The organism is Undibacterium sp. JH2W, from assembly GCF_049340425.1.
GTDB lineage: Bacteria > Pseudomonadota > Gammaproteobacteria > Burkholderiales > Burkholderiaceae_D > Undibacterium.
This window is the reverse complement of the sequence record NZ_JBMPOT010000007.1, coordinates 207,362-231,253: the sequence shown is the minus strand read 5'-3', so window position 1 is coordinate 231,253 and position 23,892 is coordinate 207,362. Positions and strand designations below refer to the sequence as shown.

Here is a 23,892-nt window from a genome sequence, read left to right as displayed (position 1 = left end):
TCAGCGTATTTTCTTCCATGATGATATTGCGGTCGTGCCATTGCCGCTGGCGCTGGCTGGGACGCGGTAAGTCAGTTCATTCGCTTTCAATTCAAATTGCCTGGCTTGTTCGCTGCCATCCCAGTTAGGGAAGGAGGCATGTTCTATCCTGAACACCATCACGTTACGTTCAGTATCGATAAAACAGCGCCCATAGTGAGAACTGGTATCCAGCGCTGCAGCTCTAAACTCAGCATCCGTACCTTTGCGCTTGTCGCCTGCTGCAAACTTGTTGCGTCCGGATTTATAGATTTGCAGTGAATAACGCCCGCTGTCGTCGATGATGAGCAAGCCTTGCGGATGCTCTCCAAAGGTTTCCCCGCGACTGCCATCGGCATGGATTTCGGGCGCTGCAACCAGGGTCCAGGTACCAGTCAATTGTTTTTGGATAGCGTCATTCCTGTTTGTTTCCTGATCCATGATAGCCTGTGCTGGCAAGCTGAGGCCGGCGAGACTGAGTATGCTCATGCCGATGAGGTGCTGGATAGACTTATTCATGATGATTTCTCCTGATAGTGTTTTTTGCGGAAGGGCTGATCGCCAGCAATAACTTGCCCGTGGTTTGCCTTGATTCCAGCGCTGCGTGTGCTAGTGCGGCGTGTTCCAGTGGGTAAATTTCATGTATGCGCAAGTGCAAGATATCTTCGGCTAACCAGTGCAGGGCGCGCTGGCTGCGATATCTGAGGCTATCGGCATCAGCAACATGGTGGGCTAGCGTAGGGCGAGTCAGGAATAGCGAGCCCTGACGACATAGATGCATGGGGTCTATGGGCGGCACATTACCACTGGATTGACCAAACAGGACCAGGCTGCCCAACGGGCGTAACGCCGCCATGCTGCCGAGATAAGTGTTCAAACCGACTGAATCATAGACGACATGCACGCCTTTTTGTTGCGTCAGGTCTTTGACTGCAAGAGTGAAATCAGTCTGATTGTAGAGAATCACATGATCGGCACCGGCGGCCCGTGCCAATGCCGCTTTTTCAGCGCTGGATACCGTGCTGATAACGCTTGCCCCTTTGTGCTTCAAGGCTTGCGTCAGCAACAGGCCCACACCGCCGGCGCCGGCATGCACCAGGGCAGCATCACCTGCTTGCACACGATAGCTGGTTTCGCACAGATATTGGGCGGTGACCGCTTGCAGCATGGCCGCCGCCGCTTCTTGTGTGCCCAATTTTGCGGGCAAAACGATGAGTTTCCAGACGGGGATGGCGACGTATTCGGCGTAAGAACCTGCATGCGATAACCAGGCAACGGCGCTGCCTGCCGACAGTTCTGCATTGCCTTCTACCACCATGCCTGCCCCTTCTGCGCCGGGTATGCAGGGCAGGGAAGCAGGGTTCTGGCCATTGCGCTGATACACATCGGCATAGTTGATACCTGCATAGTCCACTCTTACCAGCACTTCACCTTCTTTAGGGACAGGTATGGCGATGTCGCGGACTTCCAGTACATCTGGCCCACCTTGCGAAAATAATTGTATGGCTTGCATTTGCTCTCTCTGTTTGAATGATGCTGCGATGCACCCCTTGGATAGGGTACTGAGATGCAGCTTAGCCAAACTCATGCAGAAAGAAAATTACTGAAAAATTCGCCTGGACTGTGCATAATTGCACCATGATGAATTGGGATGATTTACGTTATTTCCTGGCACTGGTCGACAGCACGACACTGACCGGGGCAGCGCGCCGCCTGCAGGTGGAGCACACTACCGTTGCCCGTCGTATTGATGCGCTGGAAAAGGCATTGCAGCTACGCCTGTTTGACAGGCTGGTGCGCGGCTGGCAATTGACGGCAGAAGGTCATGAGCTATTGAGTCAGGCCAGGGAAGTAGAGGAACGCTGGTTTTCTTTTGAGCGAAAAGCCTTGAACATGGGAAAATTAGAAGGTGTAGTGCGCATTTCTGCACCACCCGCTTTAAGCGCGTTTCTGCTGGCACCTCAATTAAAAACCTTAAGCCAGGCATTGCCTGATATAGAACTGGAATTATTCGCCGAAAGTCACCATGTCAGCCTGGGTAAGCGCGAAGCAGACATTGCCTTGCGCATGGTGCGGCCGCAAACCGCAGGCCTGGTGATCAAGCCGCTGGCTGCCATCCAGTATGGCGTGTATTCCAGCAAGGCTTACCTGAAAAACCGTGAAGAGGCAAAGTGGGAGTTTGCTGCCTACGAAAAAAATTCTGCGACCCCGCACCATCAATGGCTGGAAAACTACATCAATGGGCGCAAGCTTATCTTGCGCAGTAATGATCAATTGGTCTTGAGCCAGTTTGCCGCTTCAGGCATGGGTGTGACGGTGCTGCCGCATTATTTACGCCATTCCCACCGTAGTCTGTTGCAGGTGGAACAGGAAGTTGACCTGGTCGCCAGGAAACTCTGGTTGGTCATGCACGAGGATGTGCGTCGGTCTCCCAGAGTGAGGGCGGTAGCAGATAGTTTGATTGACCTGTTTGCCGGTAAAGCGATGAGCGACATGCTGACTTGGTATTAATTACATATTTATAAAAAATAGTTGGCATTGATGCTATTTTAAAGTATTGTAAATATTAACATTATTTAATTTATTGGTATGGGCACTTACATTTCCATACATTAATATCTGCATGCCTAAGTAGCCTGGGCCTAAACTTTTGACAAAATCGACCGTAATACACAATATGCGGTAATCCGCCATGCTGTTTAATTCGAGGGTCGGAGAGTGAAATGAGCATCAATTCAATACCAAGCGGGAGTGCTGGCGGTGTCAGTGTTGACTCTCGACAAGATGTCAGGGCTGCCCCTATCCTGGTCAAGACCACTACTACGGCTGTGCCTGTATCGGCCAGCGATGCTAGTCAGGATGTTGCAAAAAACAATAATGCCCAGCATGAGATCAGCGCCTCCGAACTAAAAAGCTCTGTGGAGCAGATCAATCGTGCCATAGGCTTTAATAACAGCGTTAATCTCAATCTTGACCATGATTCCGGGAAAGTGGTTGTGCAAATTGTCGATAATGAAACCAAGGCAGTATTGAGGCAAATCCCTTCCAAAGAAGTATTGGCGATTGCACGAGACCTTGAGGGTAAAAAAGGTATATTCCTCAACGATCTTGCCTGAACGGATGAATGCGTGATCCAGACACCGGATGTGGATTATTGGGTCAGGCAAGGCCAACTCCCCCTTCTCGACCGGCTGGGTAATGCCTCTGAGGAATTGCTGGTCTATGTAGCCAAGCACACCAGTACTGAGTACACCCCCGTCCAAGTCGAACCCCATCCCGAGTTTTTAATTGATGTGCGCGCTGCCATGGCTGAGCTGCCTGCTGCAGTCTTGCAATTGTTGGATAAACCTTTGCTAGGCGTGTATTTTGGGCGTGGCCTGGGCTCATCTGCTGTCACGGATGTTATCGTCGGGCCTGACGGACAAGTATTGGGCATGGTCATCCTCATGGATGATGCGGCTTTCTTGCAACGTAGCGCCAATGAATGGGCTAGCTGGAAAGAAAATACCCCATTTCTACCTGATTCAGCCTATCAACTGAGTTTGCAAATTGAAGCCAGCGAGAACGATAATCGAAAAAATGCCATACAGTTCTTGCTCTTGCATGAATTTGGTCATGTGCTGACTGCCAATAGCGAATTTTTGCCGGATTGGTGGATAGGCGCACAGAAATTCAAGCCTGGTGAAGAATATACTTTTCTAAGTCTGTGCTGGCAGATAGCCATGAATGGTGACATCATCCCTCTGCTCAGACATGATTTTGCGCATCGCAAAGAGCTGCGTTTTTATAGCAAGCAGCAAGTTTCTGGTGATTTGATACTGGCGATCTATCAGGCGCTGGAAAAAACCGGTTTCCCCAGCCTTTATGCCGCGACCAATGCCTACGATGATTTTGCCGAGTCCCTTGCCATGTATGTGCATGCTGTCATCATGGGCAAGCCCTATCATCTGAAGGTAGCTTCGGGCGATCAAATTATCATGGAGATAGGCGATTATTGGTCCAGTCCGCGCGCCAGGGCAAAGAAGCAGCTCTTTGCCGAATATCTGGGCGACTGACGCTTATCTTGTACTCTTTTCGTACTCATCCCAGGCAAAGCTCCGCCAGTTTGTTGCCCGCCCGCCACTCCCGGGAGTTGAAGTCCTCGTTTGCTGCAATAAAGCTGCAAAATAAGCTTTATTTGACGCTTGATACGCCATACCCTCATCCATAATACGTATAAGCATAGACAGTAAAGGTCTATGCCACTCTGTATCTGCAACGATGAAAGATGGATCTTTGAATGACAGAATCCCCCCACAATTCGCTGGACCCTGAAGACTGGCAGGCATTGCGTGCCCAGGGGCATCGCATGCTGGACGATATCCTTGATTATGCCGAGCGGATACGTGAGAGGCCGGTATGGCAAACCATACCGGACCAAGTCAGGTCGAAATTCCAGTCTGGAGTGCCAACTGCCCCTGCAGAACTGCAAGAGGTACACCAGCAATTCATGGATAACATCTTGCCCTATTCAGTAGGGAATAGTCATCCCGGTTTCATGGGCTGGGTGCAGGGTGGTGGTAACCCGGTGGGGACACTGGCAGAGATGCTGGCAGCAGGCTTGAATGCCAACCTGGGGGGGCGTGACCATATACCCATAGAAGTCGAGCGCCAGATCACGCGCTGGATGAGCAGCTTGTTTCATTTTCCCGATACCGCAAGCGGCTTGTTTGTGACTGGCACATCCATGGCAAATTTCATCGCCGTTCTGGTAGCCCGGGTCCGCGCCCTGGGGGCAGAGGTCAGGCAGCAGGGGCTGGGGGCTGCTCCGCAAAAACTGGTCGCCTACACTTCGGCTGGTGCACATGGCTGCATAGCGCAAGCCATGGATATCGCAGGTTTGGGCAGGAATGCCTTGCGTGTGATACCCATGAATGCGAATTTTGAAATGGATACCAATCAATTGCAGGCTGCAATTGAGGCTGACCGCGCCGCAGGCCAGACACCCTTCATGCTGGTAGGTACAGCAGGCTCTGTCGATGTAGGGGCCATTGATGATTTGCAGGGCCTGGCAGACATTGCCAGTGCCGAAAAATTATGGTTCCACATAGATGGCGCATTTGGTGCAATGGGTATCTTGTCTGCTACGGTTGCACCGCGTCTGGCCGGTATTGAGTGTGCCGACTCGATTGCCTTTGATTTTCATAAATGGTTGCAAGTACCCTATGATGCCGGGTTTATCCTGGTGCGTGATAGTGCAGCGCATTATGCGACTTTTGCCACGCCTGCCAGCTACCTGCGTCGTGAAGACCAGGGTTTGGCAGGTGGTTCCCCCTGGCCCTGTGATTTTGGCCCGGATTTATCGCGTGGCTTTCGTGCCCTCAAGACCTGGTTTACTTTGCAAGTGTATGGCACTGAGCACTTGGGCCAAATGATTAGCCATACTTGTGAGCTGGGTCAGTACCTCAAAGACCGTATCCAGGCCAACCCCAGGCTGGAATTGCTGGCGCCAGTTGCCTTGAATATAGTCTGCTTCCGTTATCGTGTCGACGGCCTAAGCGCGCAAGCGTGTGATGCCCTCAATGCCAGAGTCGTGGTACTGGTGCAGGAGTCAGGTATCGCAGCACCGTCCACCACCATCATTCGTGAGCAACTGGCCATACGTGCAGCCATCGTCAATCACAGGACCACGACTGCTGACATCGATGCTTTGCTGGATATCACCCTCAGCATTGCTGAACAAATTCACCTTTCAGACGACTACTAAGGCGACTACTCATATGGACAATAATCTCAGTGAAGACGGTAGCAAGAAATCGCAAAGCAAATTAATCGGTCTTGCTCCTTTGATGCGCCAGGCATTTTCCGGCGGTGACTTGAAGCCACTGGGGACAGAATTGATCGCCTATTCCCAGGAACATCCCGACGATGCCCATGCCTTGATGAACCTGGCGACCGTATTGCTTTTGCTAGGGCATCGCGATGCTGCCTTGTCCACCCAGATGGAAGCATTGAAGTTGCAGCCACTATATTCGATTCCTGCGATTGGCAAACCCAAGTTGCGTTTGCTGGCCCTCATGGCGGAGGGCGATCTGATGGCCAATACGCCCCTGGAATTTTTGGTGGAAGATTCTGACATCGCGCTGGAAATGCTGTATGTAGGCTTGGGCATACCAGCCATCCCGGAAGTGCCGCCGCATGACGTAATGTTTGTTGCAGTAGGCGAGGCCGATGACAAGAATGACTTGCTGCTTGACCTGCAAGAAATTATCCAGACCTGGCCAACGCCGGTATTGAATGCCCCTGAGCGCATCACCCATCTGGGCCGTGACCGTGCCTGCGCCTTGCTGCAAGACGCGCCAGGAGTCGCCATGCCGACCTCGGCGCGTATCAGTCGGCAAACAATGGAGCAGATAGCTAGTGGTGAAGTGGCTGTCAGCGGTATTTTGGGAGGAGATGATTTCCCTATCATTGCCCGCCCTTTGGGTTCACATGCTGGGCAGGGTTTGCGCAAGATATTGTCTCCAGAGGATGTGCCGGATTATCTGCAAGCTGTTCCCAGTGAAGAATTTTATATCGCGCGTTTTGTCGATTATCGCAGTGTTGATGGCCAATTCAGGAAGTATCGCATTATCCTCATTGATGGCAAGCCTTTCATCTCGCACATGGGTATTTCCAAGCACTGGATGATCCATTACCTCAATGCTGGCATGACAGACAGTGCAGAGAAGCGGGCAGAAGAGGCGCGTTTCATGGAGAGCTTTGATGCAGACTTTGCCCCACGCCATGCCACTGCCTTTGCTGAAATATTCAAGCGCCTTGATCTCGACTATGTGGGCATAGACTGTGGCGAAACCCAGGATGGCAAGTTGTTGATATTTGAAGTGGACAGCGACATGATCGTGCATGCCATGGACCCCGTCGATATGTTCCCTTACAAGCAAGAGCCCATGAAAAAACTGTTTGCCGCCTTCCGCGATCTGCTCATCAAGGCGGCCTCAATGTCACCTGCCTATCAAGGATAAGCGGGGCGAGCGACAAGATCATATGTTAATTCACAGAGGCATGAATTTACCTCCCCTGGAACAACTCCTGACCCAGGGTGGTGATGCGCGTATTGCCTTGGATAATGAGGGTTATAACAAATACGGCTGCGGCATCGTACCAGATAGCATAGCGCTGGCCTATGGTTCAGCCACCGCCTCGACAATCTCAGCCATGGCCAGATCCGCTGCTTGCGCTGTTTATCAAAAACTGGAATCAGCACATGACCATGTCAGCCTGTATGCGCTGGTAGAAAATGAATTTGAACTAGCCAGGCAAGAACTCAAGCAATTGTGTGGCTTAACTGGTGATAAAGCTGATGCAGGTTTGGCGGAAACAGATATTGTATTTGCTGCCTCTGGTACAGATTTGCATTTGATTGCCGCGCAATTGCTGGCGCAGTCGGGTAAGCAAGACGCACCCATGTTAGTCATCATGGTTGAACCTGGCGAAACCGGCAGTTCAGTACCTGCTGCCCTGAGCGGGCAGCACTTCAGCCAGCGTACTGCCCTGGGTGTGACGGTTGGTGCGGGCGATAAAATGGTCGGGGCCAGTCCCACAGAGCTGGTGAGCATTGCCATCCGGGATGTGCAGGGCAGGGCGCGCAATGCAGGTGAGGTGGATGCAGAAATCAAGGCTCTGGTCGACACTGCTGTTGCCCAGCAAAAGCAAGTCATGCTGGTGCTGGCAGATGTCAGCAAGACTGGCATGTTGGCACCCTCCATCAATCTTGCTTTAGGTGTGCAGCAACGATATCCCAAGCAATTCAGGGTGCTGGTTGATGCCTGTCAGTTCCGACTCTCGAATGCCAGTGTGCATGGCTATTTGCGCCAGGGTTTCATGCTTGCCGTGACGGGTTCCAAGTTTGTCAGCGGCCCCAGTTTTTCTGGTGCGCTGTTTATTCCTCAAGGTATCGCCAGCGAGCTCAGGCAAGTGCCGCTGCCGCAGGCATTGCAAGCCTACTGCAGTCGGGCGGAATGGCCCCGTCTTTGGCGAGGGGCTGCGCATTTGCACAAGCATGCGAATACGGGTTTGCTTTTGCGCTGGGTAGCTGCGCTGGCAGAATTACGCGCATTTCGCCAAGTGTCCGATACGGCTATCAGCGATTTTATATTGCAATTTGGGAATGCGGTGCAAGCGTATTTTGCGAATCAAAGAAAGCTAACTCTGCTACCTATTACGGTGCCAGATCGAAGTGCCTTGAAAACAATTACATCGTGGGATCATCTACCCACCATTTTCTCTTTCTTGCTCAATGATGTCAGCAATCAGCGAGTGCTAGGGTGTGATCAAACCATGCAGATATATAAACAATTGCAAAAAGAAAAACATGTGCAACTAGGACAGCCAGTTACTTGTGGGGTACGCCAGCAAGTGCCGGTCAGCGCCTTGCGCTTGTGCTTAAGTGCGCGCCTTATCGTTGCTGCCACGGCATATCCAGGCAGAAGTGCAGAAAAGATGATAGAAGAAGCTTTGCAAGTGTTGGATAGTGTTGCTGAGCTAGCTTCAACCTTAAGCTAGCTGATTGTCTCTGGCAACAAATAATGGCGCTAAAAAGTGCTGACAAATCGTCGATGTTGCACTGCACGCAGACCAATATAAAGCAGTATCATATAACTTTAGCCTATTAAAGCATTGTCAAATGAATACCCTAATTATTATCGATATGCAAAATGCCTGGCTGCATGGCCCGACTCCGCGTTTTGACAAAGCCAATGTTATAGCCCGTATCCGCCATGCTGCTGAGTATACCCGCAGACATGGGGGACAGGTTATTTTTGTGCGCCATGCCAATGATGATGCCTTGGCAGGGTCGGGCGGTTGGGAAGTGATACCAGAACTGCCGTTTGCTCCAGGCGATGTATTTGTCGATAAAACTGCCTGCGACTCGTTTGCTGAGACTGGCTTGTTGACGCATTTGAAAATCACTGGTGCACGCAATTTGATTTTATGTGGTTTGGCGACGGAATTTTGTGTCGATTCCACGATACGTTCTGCCGCCTCGCATGGCTTTGATGTGATCGCACTATCCGATGCACATACGACGGGCGACCGGCCACATATACGCGCAGAGAAAATTGTTGAACATCATAACTGGGTGTGGGCGAATATCTCAACACCAGTCAATAGCCGCATCATGGTGCGCACGACGCAGGAAGTGTTTGGTGATTGATGGTGGAGTCAGATGGCCTGGGCCAGCTTGCTCTTCAAGAGATAGCACGTCATATGGAACTGTGGCAGGGTAGTTGCCACCTGGGCAATTGCAGCAAGAGACAAGAGCAATGCCAGGCAGCGCCTGGCAAATCCTGAGGGGGCTGGTGGATCACCAAAGTCATTACTCCAGCTTGACCCTGACATAAAACACATCAGGGTACAAAATCACACCCAAAAACGGCAACGCCAGGACCTTGGCAGCCCAACCAGGGAAATTCAAATCGCGGGCGTCCGGCTGATAGTGGATAAAAAGCCAGGCCCACAAGCGTACTAAAACCAGAAGCATAGTACGCTAGTTCTGTACTGTTTATGACTGTTGCTGCATCAAAGCCTGGCAGGTATATAGCGTCGCTTGCGACCAGGCGATCATTAAAGACGACATGCAGAGAAGATAGGGACCTGCACCGATTCTATATTTCATATGATCTTGTCAGGCGCGTGTCTTATCTGCTGCAACCCATTTCTTTGAGCATTTTCTCCACTTCACGCTTGCTTTCAGCCAGATTTTCCATTTCCTGTGCAGTCCCACCTGATCTTTGAGCATTCTGTGCAGCGGTGATTTTCTTGCGCACGCCTTCACATAATTTTTGCAGGCGAGCGGCATCGTCAGCTTCGGGCTTGGTATTGTCTTTTGCCTTGTCTCCATTGGCCGCTTTACGCTCAGCAGCTTCCTGGCGCTTGAGGTCTTCATCGCCAGGTCGAACGCCAAGTTTGCGTTCGCTGTCTTTGTCTGCCATGCAATCGCTTTCTATCTTGAGCCGGATGTCATTGGAGTTACCACGCTGGGCGTAGACATCGGCAATGATTTTGCGCTGTTCACTTGTTTTTGCATCAGCAAGCAATTTATCCTGGAAGGCACCTGCTTCTTTCATCCAGATGATCTTTTTAGCTTCTTCGCCACGTCGTATGCAATTCGCATCCAGAGGTGGTTTATCCGAGAGAGAGGGGCTGGGATTCTTCTTGATGATCTGGCCAGTCTGGCCGTTGTCACAAGGTTTATCCTGATAAGTGCTGCCGCAGCGATATAGATTCTGGGCATGAGTATTGGAGGAAACACCAAGACCTGCACATGCGAATAAAAATACGGATACACGCAAGGGTATCGAAAAGTGGGGGAGTGTAAACATGGTAACTATGCTCATGATGGAATGCTCTAAACCAGCACTTTACCACCCTCAATGCTAGAATTGTCGGAGTAAAAACAATGGCATTAATATTATTTTAATAAAATCCATGAATTTCAAAGTTCTATTTGAGGGAGTAATTAGCAATGCAGAAAGCCTGCGTTTCATCCTCACGTGGTCAATTGTTGTGGGCTTAGGCGGTTTTGCGATACTTTTCCTGCATGCTCACCAACAAAAATGGTCATTAAAAAAGACGGGCTGGATTGCTGGCACACTCAACGCCATTATTGCTGTCGTCATTCTATTTGCCTGGCGTGATGGCCGACGCCTGCAAGAACTAAAAGAATTGGGCACACTGCCCACAGTAGAAGGGCCGGTCAGCCAATTTCGCCAGGCTGGCAATGGACAAAAGTTCGATAGTTTTTGCGTTATCGATACTTGTTTTCAAATCTCTGAATTTGATAGCAACAATGGTTATAAAGTCCTCGCCTCCAAAGGTGGCGTCATCCATGAAGGACAATATGTTCGCCTTACTTATGACAAGGGCGTGATCTTCAAGATTGAGGAAGCGCAGTGAAACCAGCAAGGCTGAACACCATTTCAAACACAGAAATTAACGTCCGCCCGCCACATCCAAAAAAGACCCGGTGATATAAGATGCCGCATCGCTGAGCAAGAAACTAATGGCTGCAGCCACTTCACTTGCCTCGCCACCACGCTTGAGCGGGATGCTTGCTTTGACTCTTTGCAAGCGATCAGGCTCACCCCCATCAGCGTGCATATCGGTATCGATAAAGCCAGGCCGCACGCAATTGACGCGTATGCCTTCTTCTGCCACTTCCAGTGACAAGCCCTTGCTGAGAGTATCTATCGCCCCTTTGGTCGCTGCATAATCAATGTATTCATTCGGCGACCCCAGACGAGAAGCTGCAGACGAAACATTCACGATAGCACCACCCTTGCCGCCGTGCCTGGTCGACATGCGCAGTACCGCTTCGCGGCAACACAAAAAATAACTGCAGACATTGGTATTGAACAGACGATTGATGCGCTCTGCCGTCAGGTCTTCAAGGCGACTTTGCGGCAAGAGTATGCCAGCATTGTTCACCAGTGCATCCAGCCTGCCCAGTTGCTGGTCCAGTTCGGTAAACAGACGCAGGACTTCTGATTCTATTGCGACGTCGGCTTGTATGGTGATGGCCTGGCCGCCTTGAGACAGTATGTCTTGCACAACTTGTTGTGCAGCAGCGTGGTTGTGCAGGTAGTTGATGCAGACCGCGTAGCCAGCAGCAGCCAGTTGTCTTGCAGTGGCAGCACCTATACCGCGGCTGCCGCCTGTGACTAATGCGACTTTAGCGACCTTCGCAAGCTTCACTACTGTTGTCATGGCTACTCCTTCTTATTTGATGTGTGGAATCATGCATCAAAAATGTGGAAAATACATCATCACGGCATGGTAACCGGAGTGAAGACTTTTCGCAGATGGAGTTGGATTGATGTTTTTTGGAGAGGGTAGGTTGGTGCGCATGGCGCACCCTACTCAAATGCATCCCTGGCAGTTGCGAGGGATGCTATGTGCTGTGGACAATCATCAACCTTTACTTCTGGCTTCTATCACTTCCCATTTTTCCAGCGCTTCCAGCAATTGCTCATCAATCTCGGCATGGCGAGCATTCAAGAGATTGGCTTGCTCTGGACCATTCTTATACAGATTGGCATCGGCCAGTTTTTCGGTAATGGATGTCTGCTCAGCTTCCAGAGAAGCGATCAGCTTGGGCAATTCTTCCAGTTCACGCTGCTCTTTGTAGCTGAGTTTTTTCGGCTTCACTGCTGCTGGCGCACTCATGGTCGATACTGCTGCTACGGCTGGTTTTTGCTCGGTCTTTGCTGCTTTGGTGACTGGCACTGTGCTGCGATAGCGTTCCCAGTCACTATAACCACCGATAAATTCACGCCATTGGCCTTCGCCTTCAGCGACAATAACCTGGGTCACCACATTGTCGAGGAAGGTACGGTCATGGCTGACCAGGAAGACAGTGCCGGTGTATTCTTCCAGCAATTCTTCCAGCAATTCCAGCGTATCGATATCCAGATCATTGGTCGGTTCATCCAGCACCAGAGCGTTGGCTGGTTTGGCGAACAAGCGGGCCAGCAACAGGCGGTTGCGTTCACCACCTGAAAGTGATTTAACTGGTGAGCGTGCGCGTTCTGGTGCGAACAAAAAGTCACCCAGATAAGACATCACGTGCTTGCGCTGGCCATTGACTTCTACCCAGTCACTACCCGGGGCTATCGTGTCTGCCAGGCTGGCTTCTTCATCCAGTTGCGCGCGCATCTGGTCAAAGTAAGCGATTTGCAATTTGCTGCCTTGCTTGATAGTGCCGCTGTCTGGTTCATCCTGGCCCAAAATCAGTTTCAGCAGGGTCGTTTTACCAGCCCCATTTTGACCGATGAGGCCCACCTTGTCGCCACGCAAAATAATGCTGGAGAAATCATCAATGATGACTTTCTCGCCAAAACTCTTGCTGACATTTTCCAGTTCGGCCACGATCTTGCCTGAACGTTCGCCAGAGCCTACATCCAGCTTGACCTGGCCTTGCTGTTCACGACGGGCACTGCGTTGCAGGCGCAATTGTTCCAGGCGTTTGACGCGGCCTTCATCACGCACGCGACGGGCCTTGACGCCTTTGCGTATCCAGATTTCTTCCTGCGCCAAAAATTTGTCGAACTTGGCATTTTCCACTTCTTCATTTTCCAGCAAGTCTGCCTTGCGAGTCTGGTAAGTCGTGAAATTGCCAGGGAAAGAAGTCAGCTTGCCGCGATCCAGTTCTATGATGCGGGTGGCTACATTATCCAAAAAGCTACGGTCATGGGTAATGAACAGCACGCTGCCTTTAAAGTCTTTCAGCAGGGCTTCCAACCATTGTATCGATGAAAAATCCAGGTGATTGGTTGGTTCATCCAGCAACAAGACATCAGGCGCACTGACCAGCGCACATGCCAGCGCCACGCGCTTTTTCATACCGCCCGACAGCGTGCCCATGATGGCGTCTTTTGCCAGGTTCAGCTTGTCCAGTGTGGTTTCTACCTTGTTACCCAGGCTCCAGGCATCAGCGGCATCCAGTTTGACCTGTATGTCATGCATGCGCTCCATCAGGGCGTCGTCATTGTCGCCACCAAACTGGCCAGTCAACGCTTCATATTCCTGCAACAGGGCAGGCAATTCACCCAGGCCAGATGCAACTGCGTCAAATACGCTGAGCTCCATGTCAAATTGCGGCTCTTGCTCGACATAGGCGATCTTGATGCCTTGCTGCATGACCAGCAGGCCATCATCAATCTTGGACGTGCGGGCAATGATCTTCAGCAAAGAAGACTTGCCCGTACCATTGCGCCCGATCAGGCCTACGCGCTCGCCTGCTTCTATGGAAAACTCTGCATGATCGAGCAGAGCAACGTGACCGAATGCCAATTGGGCATCGCTTAATGAGATAACTGCCATAAAACCCTGTGGAACCGGCATCAGGTAGATGCGCGGACATAAATTAGAGAAAAGCAGTATTGTACGCTAGCTAGGCAGCTAAACTCATCTGCTGAATTGATTGTTGGCCCAAGCTCAGGTAAGATGGCGGGCTGATTGAGAAATGCACAAGCAAAACTTGCCATTTTTCACCGTGTCTCGCCGTAGTTCAATGGATAGAACGTATGCCTCCTAAGCGTAAGATACAGGTTCGATTCCTGTCGGCGGGACCAGGCACCTAAATGCGAATTCTCGCAAATCCTCGTAAAGCCAAGCGTAGTAAGGCTTTCCAGCCGATTGGTACACTTTCAAAAACATCAAAGCCCCGTAAAAAACAGTAAATTTCTGCTAGTATCTCCCCACGATTTACCCACCAATTACCCACGGGAGATAGGGTTTGGCTAGTTTTGAAAAAAGGGCTTCGGGCTGGCGTGCGCAAGTTTATGTCAAAGGCACAAGAGATTCACAAGTTTTTGCTACAAAAAGCCAGGCGATAGCGTGGGCAGCTATTCGTGAAACCGAATTTCGTAATAATATTGCAACTGGTGTAGTTGATGGAAAAACACTAGATCATGCATGCCGTCGATATGAAAAAGAAGTTTCTGTTCATAAACGCGGCCATCAATGGGAAGTAAAACGCCTTAACGGGATGTGTGTGTGCGTTTGCTAGCTGAATTGACCCTGTCAGTTTGATCCACCTTCCACTTCCTGGCGAAGGCTGCCACCCGGTCATACGACCCTTCAAATCCCAGTTCTTTTAGATCCAGATGAAGTTGTTTTAAGCTTCGTCTCTGCTTACGATTTTACCCGCTTCGGTTTTAAGCCAGCTCGAAAGCTGTAATGCATATTTGTCGATAGCACTGGTTGTTTGTCGATCCGCATAGGCTGGCTCTGTGACTTCAGAGCGCAGATAGCGCCGGACAGTGTTGCGAGAGATGCCCAGTCTTCTGGCGATTTCGCGTAATGGGATCTGGTCACGAATGTGCCAGCGTCGAATAATACCTAGTAATGCCACGTCAATCACTCCTGCTCCCTACTCATCAAGATAAGTAGGATTGTGTGCTAAACGTGGGTCACAATAGATGCAAATTATCCAGCAAAAGTGGGGGTCAAGTTTCAGTGCAAATCAACAGGCTTAAGTACCATAGGTGTTGAAGATGATATGGATGGAAAAATCAACGAAAAAATTATTTTGTTAGCTATTGAATTTTTTAATACTCACAAAATTAAGGCAAATTAGTCTTCGCTATTCTTTTCACTTTTATCTGTTGCCGGGGTGACGGGTCAGGTCTAACATTCATACATTTCCAACCCGGCGGTCGATTACAGAGAGGTTTGTGTACATGCAAGTTGAACGACATTCGCTAATCGCCCACACGCGGGCTAACATATTTGACAAATTTCATCGAAGCTTTAATGCAAGCTGTTTTCTAAATATATCGATAAACTCTAAGTTACTCTCGGCTTCAACTATTTTTGACTTTTGAACCTCTTTGTCACTTGCATTCGAAGACAGGATTAGATCTCGTCTAGCAGTCTCTAATGAATTTTTAGCAAGTCTCTCACCAATATCTAAAGCTTTCGACGCATCTAAATTCTTATCAAGCGCCGTGAGTGCTCGTGCCTTCACGATGAAACAATTGAAGTTACTATAATTGGTTTTTGTGCAGCGATCAGAAGCAATTAGAGCATCTTTGTACTTACCATTCTCTACGTAAGATAACGCAAGGTTTCCATATGTCGACGATATGAACTTATATTCATCTGGCACAAGTGTTTTTTCACATTTGGCTAGAAAGACTTTTGCCAAACGTTCGAGATTTTCCCAATCCCTTGCGGCCACTGCAGAGGCCTCTTCGATCAATGCTGATGAGCATAACATTTGAATTCTCTCCTGCTGTGCTTCTTTATTTAATCGTTGTTCCTTCATTCTTGCGGCAGTATCTCTATCAGAGTCAGCAGCGCAAGATGAATTTAAGTGTGTGAAAAAAGCGGCGCAACAAAGAATTTTCAATAATATATTTTTCATGTAGGTATTCCTAAACTTGTAGGCGTTTGGTGAAAAGGCAGCATTAAGGCTAGGGATGATACTTTACCATTATTGTTGCAAAATCTTATATGACCGTTTCTCTGTTTTCGCCATCAAATTTTCTCGTTTCCATCTCCAATTGAGTGATAAATCCCTGTGCCGTTACGCTGTGCATGGTCTTCACAATTATCCAATCCGTATCTCCGATAGGCGCTTTTAAGCTGGAGATGTGTACACCCATCATGGGGGTAATATCTGGCCTGCCCAGGGCGAGGGTAAATTGCAGGGTTGCCTTGCCACGCTTCACCCGGTTCATTTCTGCTTTTGCTGCTTGCTCTGCAGCCTCTTGATTGGGGTAGGTGTGGCGCAGGCGTTTGGGATTGTCGTCTTCACCTATCAGTTCGCTTTTTTCCTTGGCGTCGTTGGGGGTCATGCCATTGAGCGCGGACGCCGCTGTAAGCGTCGCGGCTAGCGGTGTGCTAGCAGTGTGGTAGCGGTGTTTGTCGCCGTCGTGGCGTTCCAGGGGGACGGTGGGCAGGTTTTCACCTTTGCTGTTGCTGGGTGCGGAGGTGATTCGCTTCACGCCTTATTCATTGGGTGATGGGGGAGGTAAAACGAAATGAGTGATTTTGCGGATATGTCAGATAAAAATGTCGAGACGTTATGGTGGTCAAGTATTTTCGGGCACGGTGATGGTTCTTTTTCAGGGCGAAGCCGTGATAATATTTTCTACTCTTATGCTTTGCTGTACTTCTACATTCACTTCAAATTGCATGCGGCAGAAAAAATTCCGCGCTGACATCGATGACCAACTACTTTGAAAGTCCCTTCAAGGGTGAACTGCTCACTGAGCAAGTGAAGAACCCAAATATCAAGGTTGGGCGGTTTAGCTATTATTCTGGCTACTATCATGGTCATTCTTTCGATGATTGCGCGCGATATCTATCGCCAGTTAAAAATGACGAAGATCAACTCATCATAGGCAGTTTTTGTTCCGTAGGTACAGGTGCATCTTTCATCATGTCTGGCAATCAGGGCCACCGTTACGATTGGGCATCCTCTTTTCCTTTTTTTTACATGAAGGATGGATCTGCGTTTTCAAATGCATCTGACGCATTCCAAAAGGCGGGCGACACAGTCATAGGTAGCGACGTGTGGATAGGATCGGAAGCCATGATCATGTCTGGGGTTCATATTGGACATGGTGCCGTGATCGGAAGCCGTGCCTTGGTCACGAAAGACGTGGAGCCATTTACTATTGTTGGAGGCAATCCCGCAAAGCCATTAAAAAAGCGTTTCTCCGATGAGGAGATTTCGATGCTTCTGGAAATGGTATGGTGGGATTGGCCACTTGAAAAGATAGAGGGGGCAATGCCTTTGCTGTGTTCATCTGATATTGCTGGACTGTATCGGTACTGGCAAGGACTTTTCCGCTGAGATGCCGTTCCAGCGCTAACATTTCAGGAGAACAAGCGCTATCCCACGGCCCAGTCTATCCATTGAAATGCTCATCCCCGGAGTATTAAGCTACTACATTGGTGCGCTATTCTGGGTTCTATACTACCGAGGCTCCAGGCGTGAGTAGGGGAGTCACACCTCTGGTTCGTGATAAACCGCTTCGACGTTATGGCCATCAGGGCCAATCACAAAAGCGGCATAGTATCTTCCTTGATACTGTGAGCGCAGACCAGGCGGGCCATTGTCTTTGCCACCGGCCTCAAGTGCTGCACGGTAAAAATCTTCCACCTGTTGCCTGCTGTTGGCTTTAAAGGCCAGGTGAAGATGGGCTGGTTTCTCATAGGTTTGGAACAGGCACAATGACACCTCGTCTTGTGCAGAAAGCTCCACGCCGTATGTCGGCACCCCTTCCCCTATCACTGCTACACCTAAAGGCTCTAATGCCTTGAGGAAGAAAGTTTTGCTTGCGACGAAGTCGCTGACTCCGAATTTGACGTGATCAAACATGGATAATCCTGAAATGTATTTGCAAAAAGATAGATTAATTAAAAATGCTAATTTACAAATAAGTTATCAGAAAAGTGTGAATATGGCAATTTTTGCGCACCCTTCGGCAAGGAGGTGTCAGCCTGATCATAGGTTTTGTTATGAATCATTAAATGCAACTTGCAAGTGATTAATTGAAAGAACAAAGATTTCTGTCACCACGATTTTTACAGTCATTCCATGTGCTGGAAATGGGTAATTGTTATTTGTGCAGGTATGCAAAAAATAGCTGATTCCATTTCGATGCAAACCGCTTAATTTCTGATCTACCGAACCACAGCTATGATTGGCCCCAAATCCACTGTCACATCATTCCTTTCAAGCTCTACAGAGTAGATCCCAGAGATATTGCCATCAAGGTAGAGGGCGTCCTGGCAATGCAGTATGTCGCGAAAAAAAGTTGCCATCTCGTGGAAATTAACGGGCTGCTCGGTGATGACGAAGATGGCTTTCTTGCCTAGTACACCTACGCCATTGCGTTTCAAGCGAGATGTAGAGTCAGCTTTGAATGCGGGATGTATTTGCCCGTTTCGCAACAAAAGGGGGCCGGACTGTGTGGCAAGCAAAACGTCCTTGGTAAGAGCTGGATATTCTGAAGATTCCACCACTTGTGGGCCAGATGATGTGAGCAGGAAGACGCCATTTGGTTTCAGGAAAAAATTTCCCCGGGCATCTGCCAAATTCAAAGGACTGACTTGTTCTGCATTTTGCACCAGTAAACCTACCGGAGCATAATCAGCATGGTACATGCCTGCGTTCATGGCAAAGCGTAATTGTTTGTTTTTTGCGCCCAGCCAAGTTTTCAAGGTATCAAAACGCTTGAAACCTTTGCCATTCTCATCGCGCAGGAAAAGCTGCAGCTCTTCGTGTTCGGTGTCGACCGTGATTACGGTGAAACGTGGGTCGGCAGCCTGACATGTCAGACAGAGCAGTAGCAAACTCAGGACAAGTGATATTTTTTTCATTCAAGAAGGGAGCCAGGGCAGCATGCAATTGCTGGCAAAGAAGCCAGGGAACGCCAGATTTTACACGATGCTGTTAGACCAGCGTGTAACGAAACTTGCCGCAAGAGACAGTCAGTTCGCGAGGTTTCAATTCTTCATCTATGCGCAGATAAGCGAGTTTACTTGTATTTCTTTTCTATCGCTGTGCTAGTGCCATCTTTTTCCATCTCTTTCAAAATCTGATTCCATTTATCAATTTTTGCTTGCGACATGCTGGTATTGCAGGCGAGGTACATTTCAGTTTGGTTGAAAGTGAAGAGTTGAATGACCATCTTGGTCAGGCCTTGTTGTTTGAGAATTTCCCATCCAAGTAATTCGCCACTGGCCCAAAAGTCAAAACGGCCAGCCAGCATTTTGCGTGGATTGTCGGCGTCTGTGCTGGCAAGTTCGGTATTGAAGCCTTTCAGTGAAAAATATTCTGCGATGGCGTCATTGCGGTAAGAACCTATGACATAAATACGCAAGTCTTCCAGGCTCTTGGGGTGGCGAGTGTCATCGGCACGGGCGAAGATGACCCAGTTGTTTTTTACCAGGGGACCTACCCATTTGTATAATTGTTCCCGACCCGGGGTGCGTGATGTTGAAAAAACGCAGGTATCTGGGTTATTTTGCGCCATCTGTATTGAGCGCGCCCAGGGATAGGCGGTGATGCTATATTTTTCTCCTGCACGGCGCATCAGCTCTTGCACTTTTTCAGTGGAAATTCCAGTCACCTCACCTGTTTTGGGATTGACAATATTAAAGGGCGGATAATCTTCCGTTACCAGTATTTCTGCATGGATAGGGATAATTGGTAACAGGCAAAGCAAGGCCAGGCAAGTGCGCAGTATGTGCATGATTGTTTTCCCCTTACTATGACTTCCATCCTGTTCAGAATAGAACATTTGCTGGTAAATACACGGAATTTTGCAGCAGTATTGACTACTCCAAGGTGAGGGTATTTCTCTTTGGAAATCAATGCAAATATGAGGAAAGGTCTTTTATGACAAGCAGTACAGGAAAAGTTGAGGCAGAATTTCAGTTTGCCATTCAAGTCATCAGTGTTTGCTGGAGCAAACGCAGCCGCAGTTATCCCGCGGCAAACAGGCGTAACCAAATTCCCCGTGCATTTCCATTATCACTGCAGGCAGGCTCTTCACAAGTGATAGAGCGACGTGATTTTCATGAGGCGCATCATGGAGAATTTACTTGCTCATCTGTGCGCACTGGAATTGCATCGACCTTGCCTTGTAAAGTTGATGGCTTGCTGGTGGAGGTGATGGGAAATCAATTACTGGCGCGACTGCATTGGGACAAGAATTTTCATGGCATGCCCCAACGATACAATCCTGTACGCTCACTGTGCATGGAGTTGGGAGAAACAGCACAGATTATTATTAATGGCCGGCATAGTGCAGAGGCGCAGTGGTATACCCAACATTGTTACAATATCGCGTTTGCTGGAAAGATGATGCAAGATGTATTTGTTAAGGCAGGCTTTCAGCATGTGTTCTCTTTTGAGGAAAATCTTTTTTAAGTAGCCTGCTTTGTTCGTCGCTTGCCAAATGGTGTGGAGTGCTTGATATTTGAAGGGAAATTGATGTTGAGGACGCTTATTAATAAATAGCAGACGCCTCTTGTTTTTTGATTGAACTTAAACGCTCCCTCTATCAGCTAAAGTTGAGGATGAGAATAAATGCTGAAGCTTAGCCAATTTTCATAAGCATCGCTTCAGCATGAAAAGTTAACGTGATATTTGATTCGTATTCAAGCGCGGCACGCACTTGGTTTCTCTTTGCTCAATACTGAGCAGGCTTTGTTGTAACGGGTTTTTCCATGCGCTTCCAGAGGTGTTGATCGTGCATGGCCGTTCTGAGTTGGTAGATCTGGAGTCGGCGTATTCGCTATGTTTTTTGCGTTGCGTTTCCAGCAGTCGCTCGTTTATTTTAGTGGCTTCGTCCTGATCACCAGCACCGCGTAAACTCTCAATTAGCATCAGATCTGCGTGGTAACTGCTAGCGGGACGCATGCGTCGAAAGAGTACATCAGTCAGCCAGTTGCCTGTATCTGGTAAAAACACTTGATTGACTGCCAACGCCTCTTGTTTGGCTTGCTTGTAATTCTTTTGTAATATGGCGATCAGCCATTTTATCTGATGCTCTTCCAGGCTGGACTGCTGGTCTGTTGACCGACTTTTCGTTACTGTGGCAAAGGGAGCGAGTACTTGCTTGGCTTCTTCAAATTTCTTCTCACCGACCAGTAACCAGGCTTGATTCAGTTTTAAGGAGTGACATAAATAATTATCGGTTTTCTTAGTCGCGCAGTCGTAATCTGTTTCTGCCATTTGCAATTCTTGTGCGGCTTCGGCTGCCCGGCCAGATGTGTAGTAGCTACGGGCCAGTGCTTGATGTGCCCTCAGAAGCTGAGTGTCATCCTGGTCTTTGTCTTTGGCAAACAGCTTGACGATTTCCTGTCTTAGTATCAACTGGGTCGGGTTATCTGTATCGCTATCACGCGTTTGTAATATCTCGGCCAATAAGCGCGCATCATTCTTATCACCCTGGGTATGCAGGCGTGCGCGCAAGATGGCTTCTGCTTCTTGCAGGTAATTGGCAATGTCTGTGTCATTCTTGCTCTTATTGTCCTGTTCGTCTTGACCAGACCACTGACGTAGGGCGATAGCCATGGCAAATGCGGCGTCTGCATGGAAATAAGTCGCCTGCACGGAGTTATTGTTTTCAGCATAATAAATTTTGGCGATGCGCAAAGCGTCCTCGGGGTCATCATCACCGGCTTCTTCGAATGCATTTTTGAGTATGCTAGCCCTCTCATCGCCCTGGGCGGCAGCGATTTTGTCAGCGCGAGTTTGCCTGAGGATATTTCTTTCTTCCTCCCACGATTTGCTTGCCTGAGCCTGGTTCAATTTCACGGGTTCAGCTGTATCATTCTTCGCCAATATGCCAGAAAAACCTTGCCCTGCCATGTGTAGCATGGCATCTGGTGATGCGTAAAATAAGCCAAGTAAGGCCGCGACGGGGAATATGATGCAAGCCAGATAAATACCTAATCCTGCGCTGCTTTCCTTCCAGCCTGGCAAGCCACCAAGATAACGTGTTAATAAATTTTGGCCTACTGCGAGCTTGCTGGCATAGTTCCATTTTGAAAAGCTGGCATGACTCAGGAAATCAAATAAATCACCTGCTTCCCTGGCGAAATTTTTATTGCCTTTCGCAGGCGGTACTTTTTGCTGTAATAACAAAGAGGCTGCTCTGGCAAGCTTGAATTGAAAGCGGGCGCTGAACACGATCAACATGCCTATTCCCAGTAACACCTTGTCACCGAGGTTCAAGCCATAGACCAGCATGGCCAGGCCGCTGGCAAGTGAGAAAAGAAAACGCAGCCATGGCAGGCGGGCGACGATTAACAATTCTATGATGCGGCCGCCGTCCAGTGGTAATACTGGCAAGAGGTTGAAGCCATTGACCAATAGTGAGGCCAGCGCGGCCATGGAGAGATAAGGCCCCCATGTAGTGTTCAATAAATCTGGTTGCCAGGCAATCAGGGCAAAGCTGGCAAGTGATAATATCAAACCAGGCATGGGGCCAGCCAGGTAGACCAGCATATGTGTCAGGGGGCGGGCTTCATGTTTTTCACCGCTGGTGACGCCACCCATGCCGGGTATGAAAAATACTTGTACATCGCGAAATCCAGCCAGCTTCATCGCCAGCCAATGACCGGCTTCATGCAGTGCAATGATCGCACCAATGAGCACTGCTCCCGCAAGACCCCACCACCAGGCACCCAGTGCCAGGAAGGCAAGTGCAGACAGGGTAAAGCCAGTATATTGATACCAGCGTGGAGCCTGCATGGAGCGCAAGGCGCATAGCGTACGCATAAAAGCATAGCGGTCACGTAGTTGGCGGGCTACGGCAATATCTGCAGCGAGGTTAGTATTGGATGCATAGACCTGGGATCTTTTTTGTTGATTGGCCTTGCGCATGTTCCAGGCCATTTTCAAGGCTGGCAAAATACGAAAACCATAGATCGTTTCATCGCCACGCTGGCTGCGTTGATACACTTTGCCTTCTCTTTCCAGTCGTACCAGCCAGCGTTCAACCAGGTTTTGTGCGATTTGAGGGGCTTCAGCAGGGTCGCTACGTTGCACGGTAATCAGCTCGCGCACATGCAAATGGGTGGCTAGCTGACCAGCAAAATCCTTGCTTTTATCATCGATGACAGTAACACGTGATGGGTAGGGCACTATGGTATGTAGCATGCCACCATTCACGGTGAGTAAGGCTTTACCATCAATATAGGTATTCCAGAGATAGATGGTATACAGGCGTTTATCGTAAGGGGATTCAGTAGGATAAACTTCTGCATGCACATCCTGGCCCAGGTGATGATAGACATCACAGTAGCTGGCTGGAATATCATTGGCAGCGACCATGGAGCGTTCGCGCCAGCTATGCATATAGCGAAAACCTGCCGCTTCCATTTCTATGCGCGCAGCGTCCAGTACAGGTAAGAGATCACCACAGGCCGTGCGCAGACTGGCGGTCTTGCGCGGGGCCCATAACTGCAATTTGAGTAAACGGTTCATGCCTATGAGCAGAACCAGCACTTGCAATAATAACACGACGGCGACGACCGTTACACCTACGGTCCATACGAGGTCCATCCCAATTTCCACCCAAATCTCCACCAGCAAAGTATCACCCGCATTGTCAGCTAAATAGCGTGAAAATGCGAGAGCATGAGTGCATTCGGAGGGTAAATCAGTAGTTTTAATATCAGAAATAGTAATCGAATTGGCACTGCATAAACGTCTTTTGTTATTTCGATAGTTTTTGTGTATGTTTTTTAATATTCTGTCTTATGCAATTGGCATTTGCAGACTGATATTGATCAATCAACGTGCAGGGCAGTCCCTGGTGCGCGCACAAGTGTTCGCACCAGGGATTTTTCACGTGTGAT

Annotated in this window: 25 protein-coding genes, 1 tRNA gene and 1 pseudogene; 13 read left to right on the top strand and 14 right to left on the bottom strand. The window is 49.2% G+C overall.

Features of this window, described 5'->3' with window-relative positions; all coding sequences use genetic code 11:
* Entirely contained in the window at positions 1-537 is a 537-nt protein-coding gene (locus ACO0LC_RS12465) for a lipocalin-like domain-containing protein (protein WP_423003449.1), read from the bottom strand.
* On the bottom strand, positions 530-1,531 hold the full coding sequence (locus tag ACO0LC_RS12460) for a quinone oxidoreductase family protein (protein ID WP_423003447.1): 1,002 nt from the start codon (positions 1,529-1,531) through the stop codon (positions 530-532). The genes ACO0LC_RS12465 and ACO0LC_RS12460 overlap by 8 nt, the downstream gene beginning before the upstream one ends.
* A 125-nt stretch (positions 1,532-1,656) precedes the next feature.
* Between ACO0LC_RS12460 and ACO0LC_RS12455 the strand changes: the two genes are divergently transcribed.
* The 7 genes from ACO0LC_RS12455 to ACO0LC_RS12425 all read left to right on the top strand — a co-directional run bounded on the left by ACO0LC_RS12455 (position 1,657) and on the right by ACO0LC_RS12425 (position 9,214).
* Positions 1,657-2,529 carry a LysR family transcriptional regulator gene (locus ACO0LC_RS12455; RefSeq protein WP_423003445.1) on the top strand — a complete coding sequence of 291 codons (873 nt, stop codon included), beginning with the start codon at positions 1,657-1,659 and terminating at the stop codon, positions 2,527-2,529.
* A gap of 212 nt (positions 2,530-2,741) precedes the next feature.
* Positions 2,742-3,134: a flagellar protein FlaG gene (locus ACO0LC_RS12450; protein WP_423003443.1), complete on the top strand. Its 393-nt coding sequence runs from the start codon at positions 2,742-2,744 to the stop codon at positions 3,132-3,134.
* 12 nt (positions 3,135-3,146) lie between these two features.
* Positions 3,147-4,073 carry a hypothetical protein gene (locus tag ACO0LC_RS12445; protein WP_423003441.1) on the top strand — a complete coding sequence of 309 codons (927 nt, stop codon included), beginning with the start codon at positions 3,147-3,149 and terminating at the stop codon, positions 4,071-4,073.
* A gap of 224 nt (positions 4,074-4,297) precedes the next feature.
* Positions 4,298-5,764, top strand: coding sequence for a pyridoxal phosphate-dependent decarboxylase family protein (locus ACO0LC_RS12440; RefSeq protein WP_423003439.1), 1,467 nt, complete (start codon positions 4,298-4,300; stop codon positions 5,762-5,764).
* A 13-nt stretch (positions 5,765-5,777) separates the two neighbouring features.
* Complete coding sequence (locus ACO0LC_RS12435; protein ID WP_423003437.1) at positions 5,778-7,022, top strand: ATP-grasp domain-containing protein; 1,245 nt, start codon at positions 5,778-5,780, stop codon at positions 7,020-7,022.
* Between the two features lie 40 nt (positions 7,023-7,062).
* Positions 7,063-8,562 carry a hypothetical protein gene (locus tag ACO0LC_RS12430; RefSeq protein WP_423003435.1) on the top strand — a complete coding sequence of 500 codons (1,500 nt, stop codon included), beginning with the start codon at positions 7,063-7,065 and terminating at the stop codon, positions 8,560-8,562.
* Positions 8,563-8,683: 121 nt separating this feature from the next.
* A complete protein-coding gene (locus ACO0LC_RS12425; protein ID WP_423003433.1) occupies positions 8,684-9,214 on the top strand; it encodes an isochorismatase family protein in 531 nt (176 codons plus the stop codon).
* An 8-nt stretch (positions 9,215-9,222) separates the two neighbouring features.
* Here ACO0LC_RS12425 and ACO0LC_RS12420 read toward each other — a convergent pair whose 3' ends face one another.
* From ACO0LC_RS12420 to ACO0LC_RS12410, 3 genes are all read right to left on the bottom strand, one after another.
* Positions 9,223-9,399, bottom strand: coding sequence for a hypothetical protein (locus ACO0LC_RS12420; protein WP_423003431.1), 177 nt, complete (start codon positions 9,397-9,399; stop codon positions 9,223-9,225).
* A complete protein-coding gene (locus ACO0LC_RS12415) occupies positions 9,377-9,541 on the bottom strand; it encodes a hypothetical protein (RefSeq protein ID WP_423003429.1) in 165 nt (54 codons plus the stop codon). The genes ACO0LC_RS12420 and ACO0LC_RS12415 overlap by 23 nt, the downstream gene beginning before the upstream one ends.
* Before the next feature lie 157 nt (positions 9,542-9,698).
* Positions 9,699-10,382 (bottom strand): hypothetical protein, encoded by a 684-nt coding sequence (locus tag ACO0LC_RS12410; RefSeq protein WP_423003427.1) that lies wholly within the window; start codon positions 10,380-10,382, stop codon positions 9,699-9,701.
* A 106-nt stretch (positions 10,383-10,488) separates the two neighbouring features.
* Between ACO0LC_RS12410 and ACO0LC_RS12405 the strand changes: the two genes are divergently transcribed.
* The gene (locus ACO0LC_RS12405) at positions 10,489-10,956 is read left to right on the top strand and encodes a hypothetical protein (protein WP_423003425.1); all 468 of its coding nucleotides are present in this window, start codon (positions 10,489-10,491) and stop codon (positions 10,954-10,956) included.
* A gap of 36 nt (positions 10,957-10,992) precedes the next feature.
* Here the strand turns inward: ACO0LC_RS12405 and ACO0LC_RS12400 are convergent, their stop codons facing one another.
* On the bottom strand, positions 10,993-11,766 hold the full coding sequence (locus tag ACO0LC_RS12400; protein ID WP_423003423.1) for an SDR family oxidoreductase: 774 nt from the start codon (positions 11,764-11,766) through the stop codon (positions 10,993-10,995).
* Between the two features lie 204 nt (positions 11,767-11,970).
* Positions 11,971-13,881: an ATP-binding cassette domain-containing protein gene (locus ACO0LC_RS12395; RefSeq protein ID WP_423003421.1), complete on the bottom strand. Its 1,911-nt coding sequence runs from the start codon at positions 13,879-13,881 to the stop codon at positions 11,971-11,973.
* Between the two features lie 176 nt (positions 13,882-14,057).
* On the opposite strand from ACO0LC_RS12395, the gene ACO0LC_RS12390 reads away from it, so the two are divergent.
* Positions 14,058-14,132 (top strand) — tRNA-Arg (locus ACO0LC_RS12390).
* A gap of 164 nt (positions 14,133-14,296) precedes the next feature.
* Positions 14,297-14,569, top strand: coding sequence for a hypothetical protein (locus ACO0LC_RS12385; RefSeq protein WP_423003419.1), 273 nt, complete (start codon positions 14,297-14,299; stop codon positions 14,567-14,569).
* Between the two features lie 16 nt (positions 14,570-14,585).
* On the opposite strand, the pseudogene ACO0LC_RS12380 reads toward ACO0LC_RS12385, so the two are convergent.
* From ACO0LC_RS12380 to ACO0LC_RS12370, 3 genes and pseudogenes are all read right to left on the bottom strand, one after another.
* Positions 14,586-14,923, bottom strand: a pseudogene (locus ACO0LC_RS12380) (helix-turn-helix domain-containing protein); the annotation flags it as partial.
* Positions 14,924-15,301: 378 nt separating this feature from the next.
* Positions 15,302-15,928 (bottom strand): hypothetical protein, encoded by a 627-nt coding sequence (locus tag ACO0LC_RS12375; protein WP_423003417.1) that lies wholly within the window; start codon positions 15,926-15,928, stop codon positions 15,302-15,304.
* Between the two features lie 85 nt (positions 15,929-16,013).
* Entirely contained in the window at positions 16,014-16,511 is a 498-nt protein-coding gene (locus ACO0LC_RS12370; protein ID WP_423003415.1) for a hypothetical protein, read from the bottom strand.
* A 36-nt stretch (positions 16,512-16,547) separates the two neighbouring features.
* Here ACO0LC_RS12370 and ACO0LC_RS12365 point away from each other — a divergent pair, with 36 nt between their 5' ends.
* Both ACO0LC_RS12365 and catB read left to right on the top strand, forming a co-directional pair.
* Positions 16,548-16,727 carry a hypothetical protein gene (locus ACO0LC_RS12365; protein WP_423003413.1) on the top strand — a complete coding sequence of 60 codons (180 nt, stop codon included), beginning with the start codon at positions 16,548-16,550 and terminating at the stop codon, positions 16,725-16,727.
* 5 nt (positions 16,728-16,732) lie between these two features.
* Positions 16,733-17,365 carry a type B chloramphenicol O-acetyltransferase gene (gene catB / locus ACO0LC_RS12360; protein WP_423003411.1) on the top strand — a complete coding sequence of 211 codons (633 nt, stop codon included), beginning with the start codon at positions 16,733-16,735 and terminating at the stop codon, positions 17,363-17,365.
* A gap of 153 nt (positions 17,366-17,518) precedes the next feature.
* On the opposite strand, the gene ACO0LC_RS12355 is transcribed toward catB, so the two are convergent.
* The 3 genes from ACO0LC_RS12355 to ACO0LC_RS12345 all read right to left on the bottom strand — a co-directional run bounded on the left by ACO0LC_RS12355 (position 17,519) and on the right by ACO0LC_RS12345 (position 19,772).
* Positions 17,519-17,893 (bottom strand): VOC family protein, encoded by a 375-nt coding sequence (locus ACO0LC_RS12355; RefSeq protein ID WP_423003409.1) that lies wholly within the window; start codon positions 17,891-17,893, stop codon positions 17,519-17,521.
* A 305-nt stretch (positions 17,894-18,198) separates the two neighbouring features.
* Entirely contained in the window at positions 18,199-18,897 is a 699-nt protein-coding gene (locus tag ACO0LC_RS12350) for a phosphodiester glycosidase family protein (protein WP_423003407.1), read from the bottom strand.
* Positions 18,898-19,055: 158 nt separating this feature from the next.
* The gene (locus tag ACO0LC_RS12345; RefSeq protein ID WP_423003405.1) at positions 19,056-19,772 is read right to left on the bottom strand and encodes a substrate-binding periplasmic protein; all 717 of its coding nucleotides are present in this window, start codon (positions 19,770-19,772) and stop codon (positions 19,056-19,058) included.
* Between the two features lie 146 nt (positions 19,773-19,918).
* Between ACO0LC_RS12345 and ACO0LC_RS12340 the strand changes: the two genes are divergently transcribed.
* Complete coding sequence (locus ACO0LC_RS12340) at positions 19,919-20,452, top strand: hypothetical protein (RefSeq protein ID WP_423003403.1); 534 nt, start codon at positions 19,919-19,921, stop codon at positions 20,450-20,452.
* A 207-nt stretch (positions 20,453-20,659) separates the two neighbouring features.
* Here ACO0LC_RS12340 and ACO0LC_RS12335 read toward each other — a convergent pair whose 3' ends face one another.
* Positions 20,660-23,596, bottom strand: a complete 2,937-nt coding sequence (locus ACO0LC_RS12335; RefSeq protein WP_423003401.1) for a site-2 protease family protein — start codon at positions 23,594-23,596, stop codon at positions 20,660-20,662.
* Between the last annotated feature and the right edge of the window lie 296 nt (positions 23,597-23,892).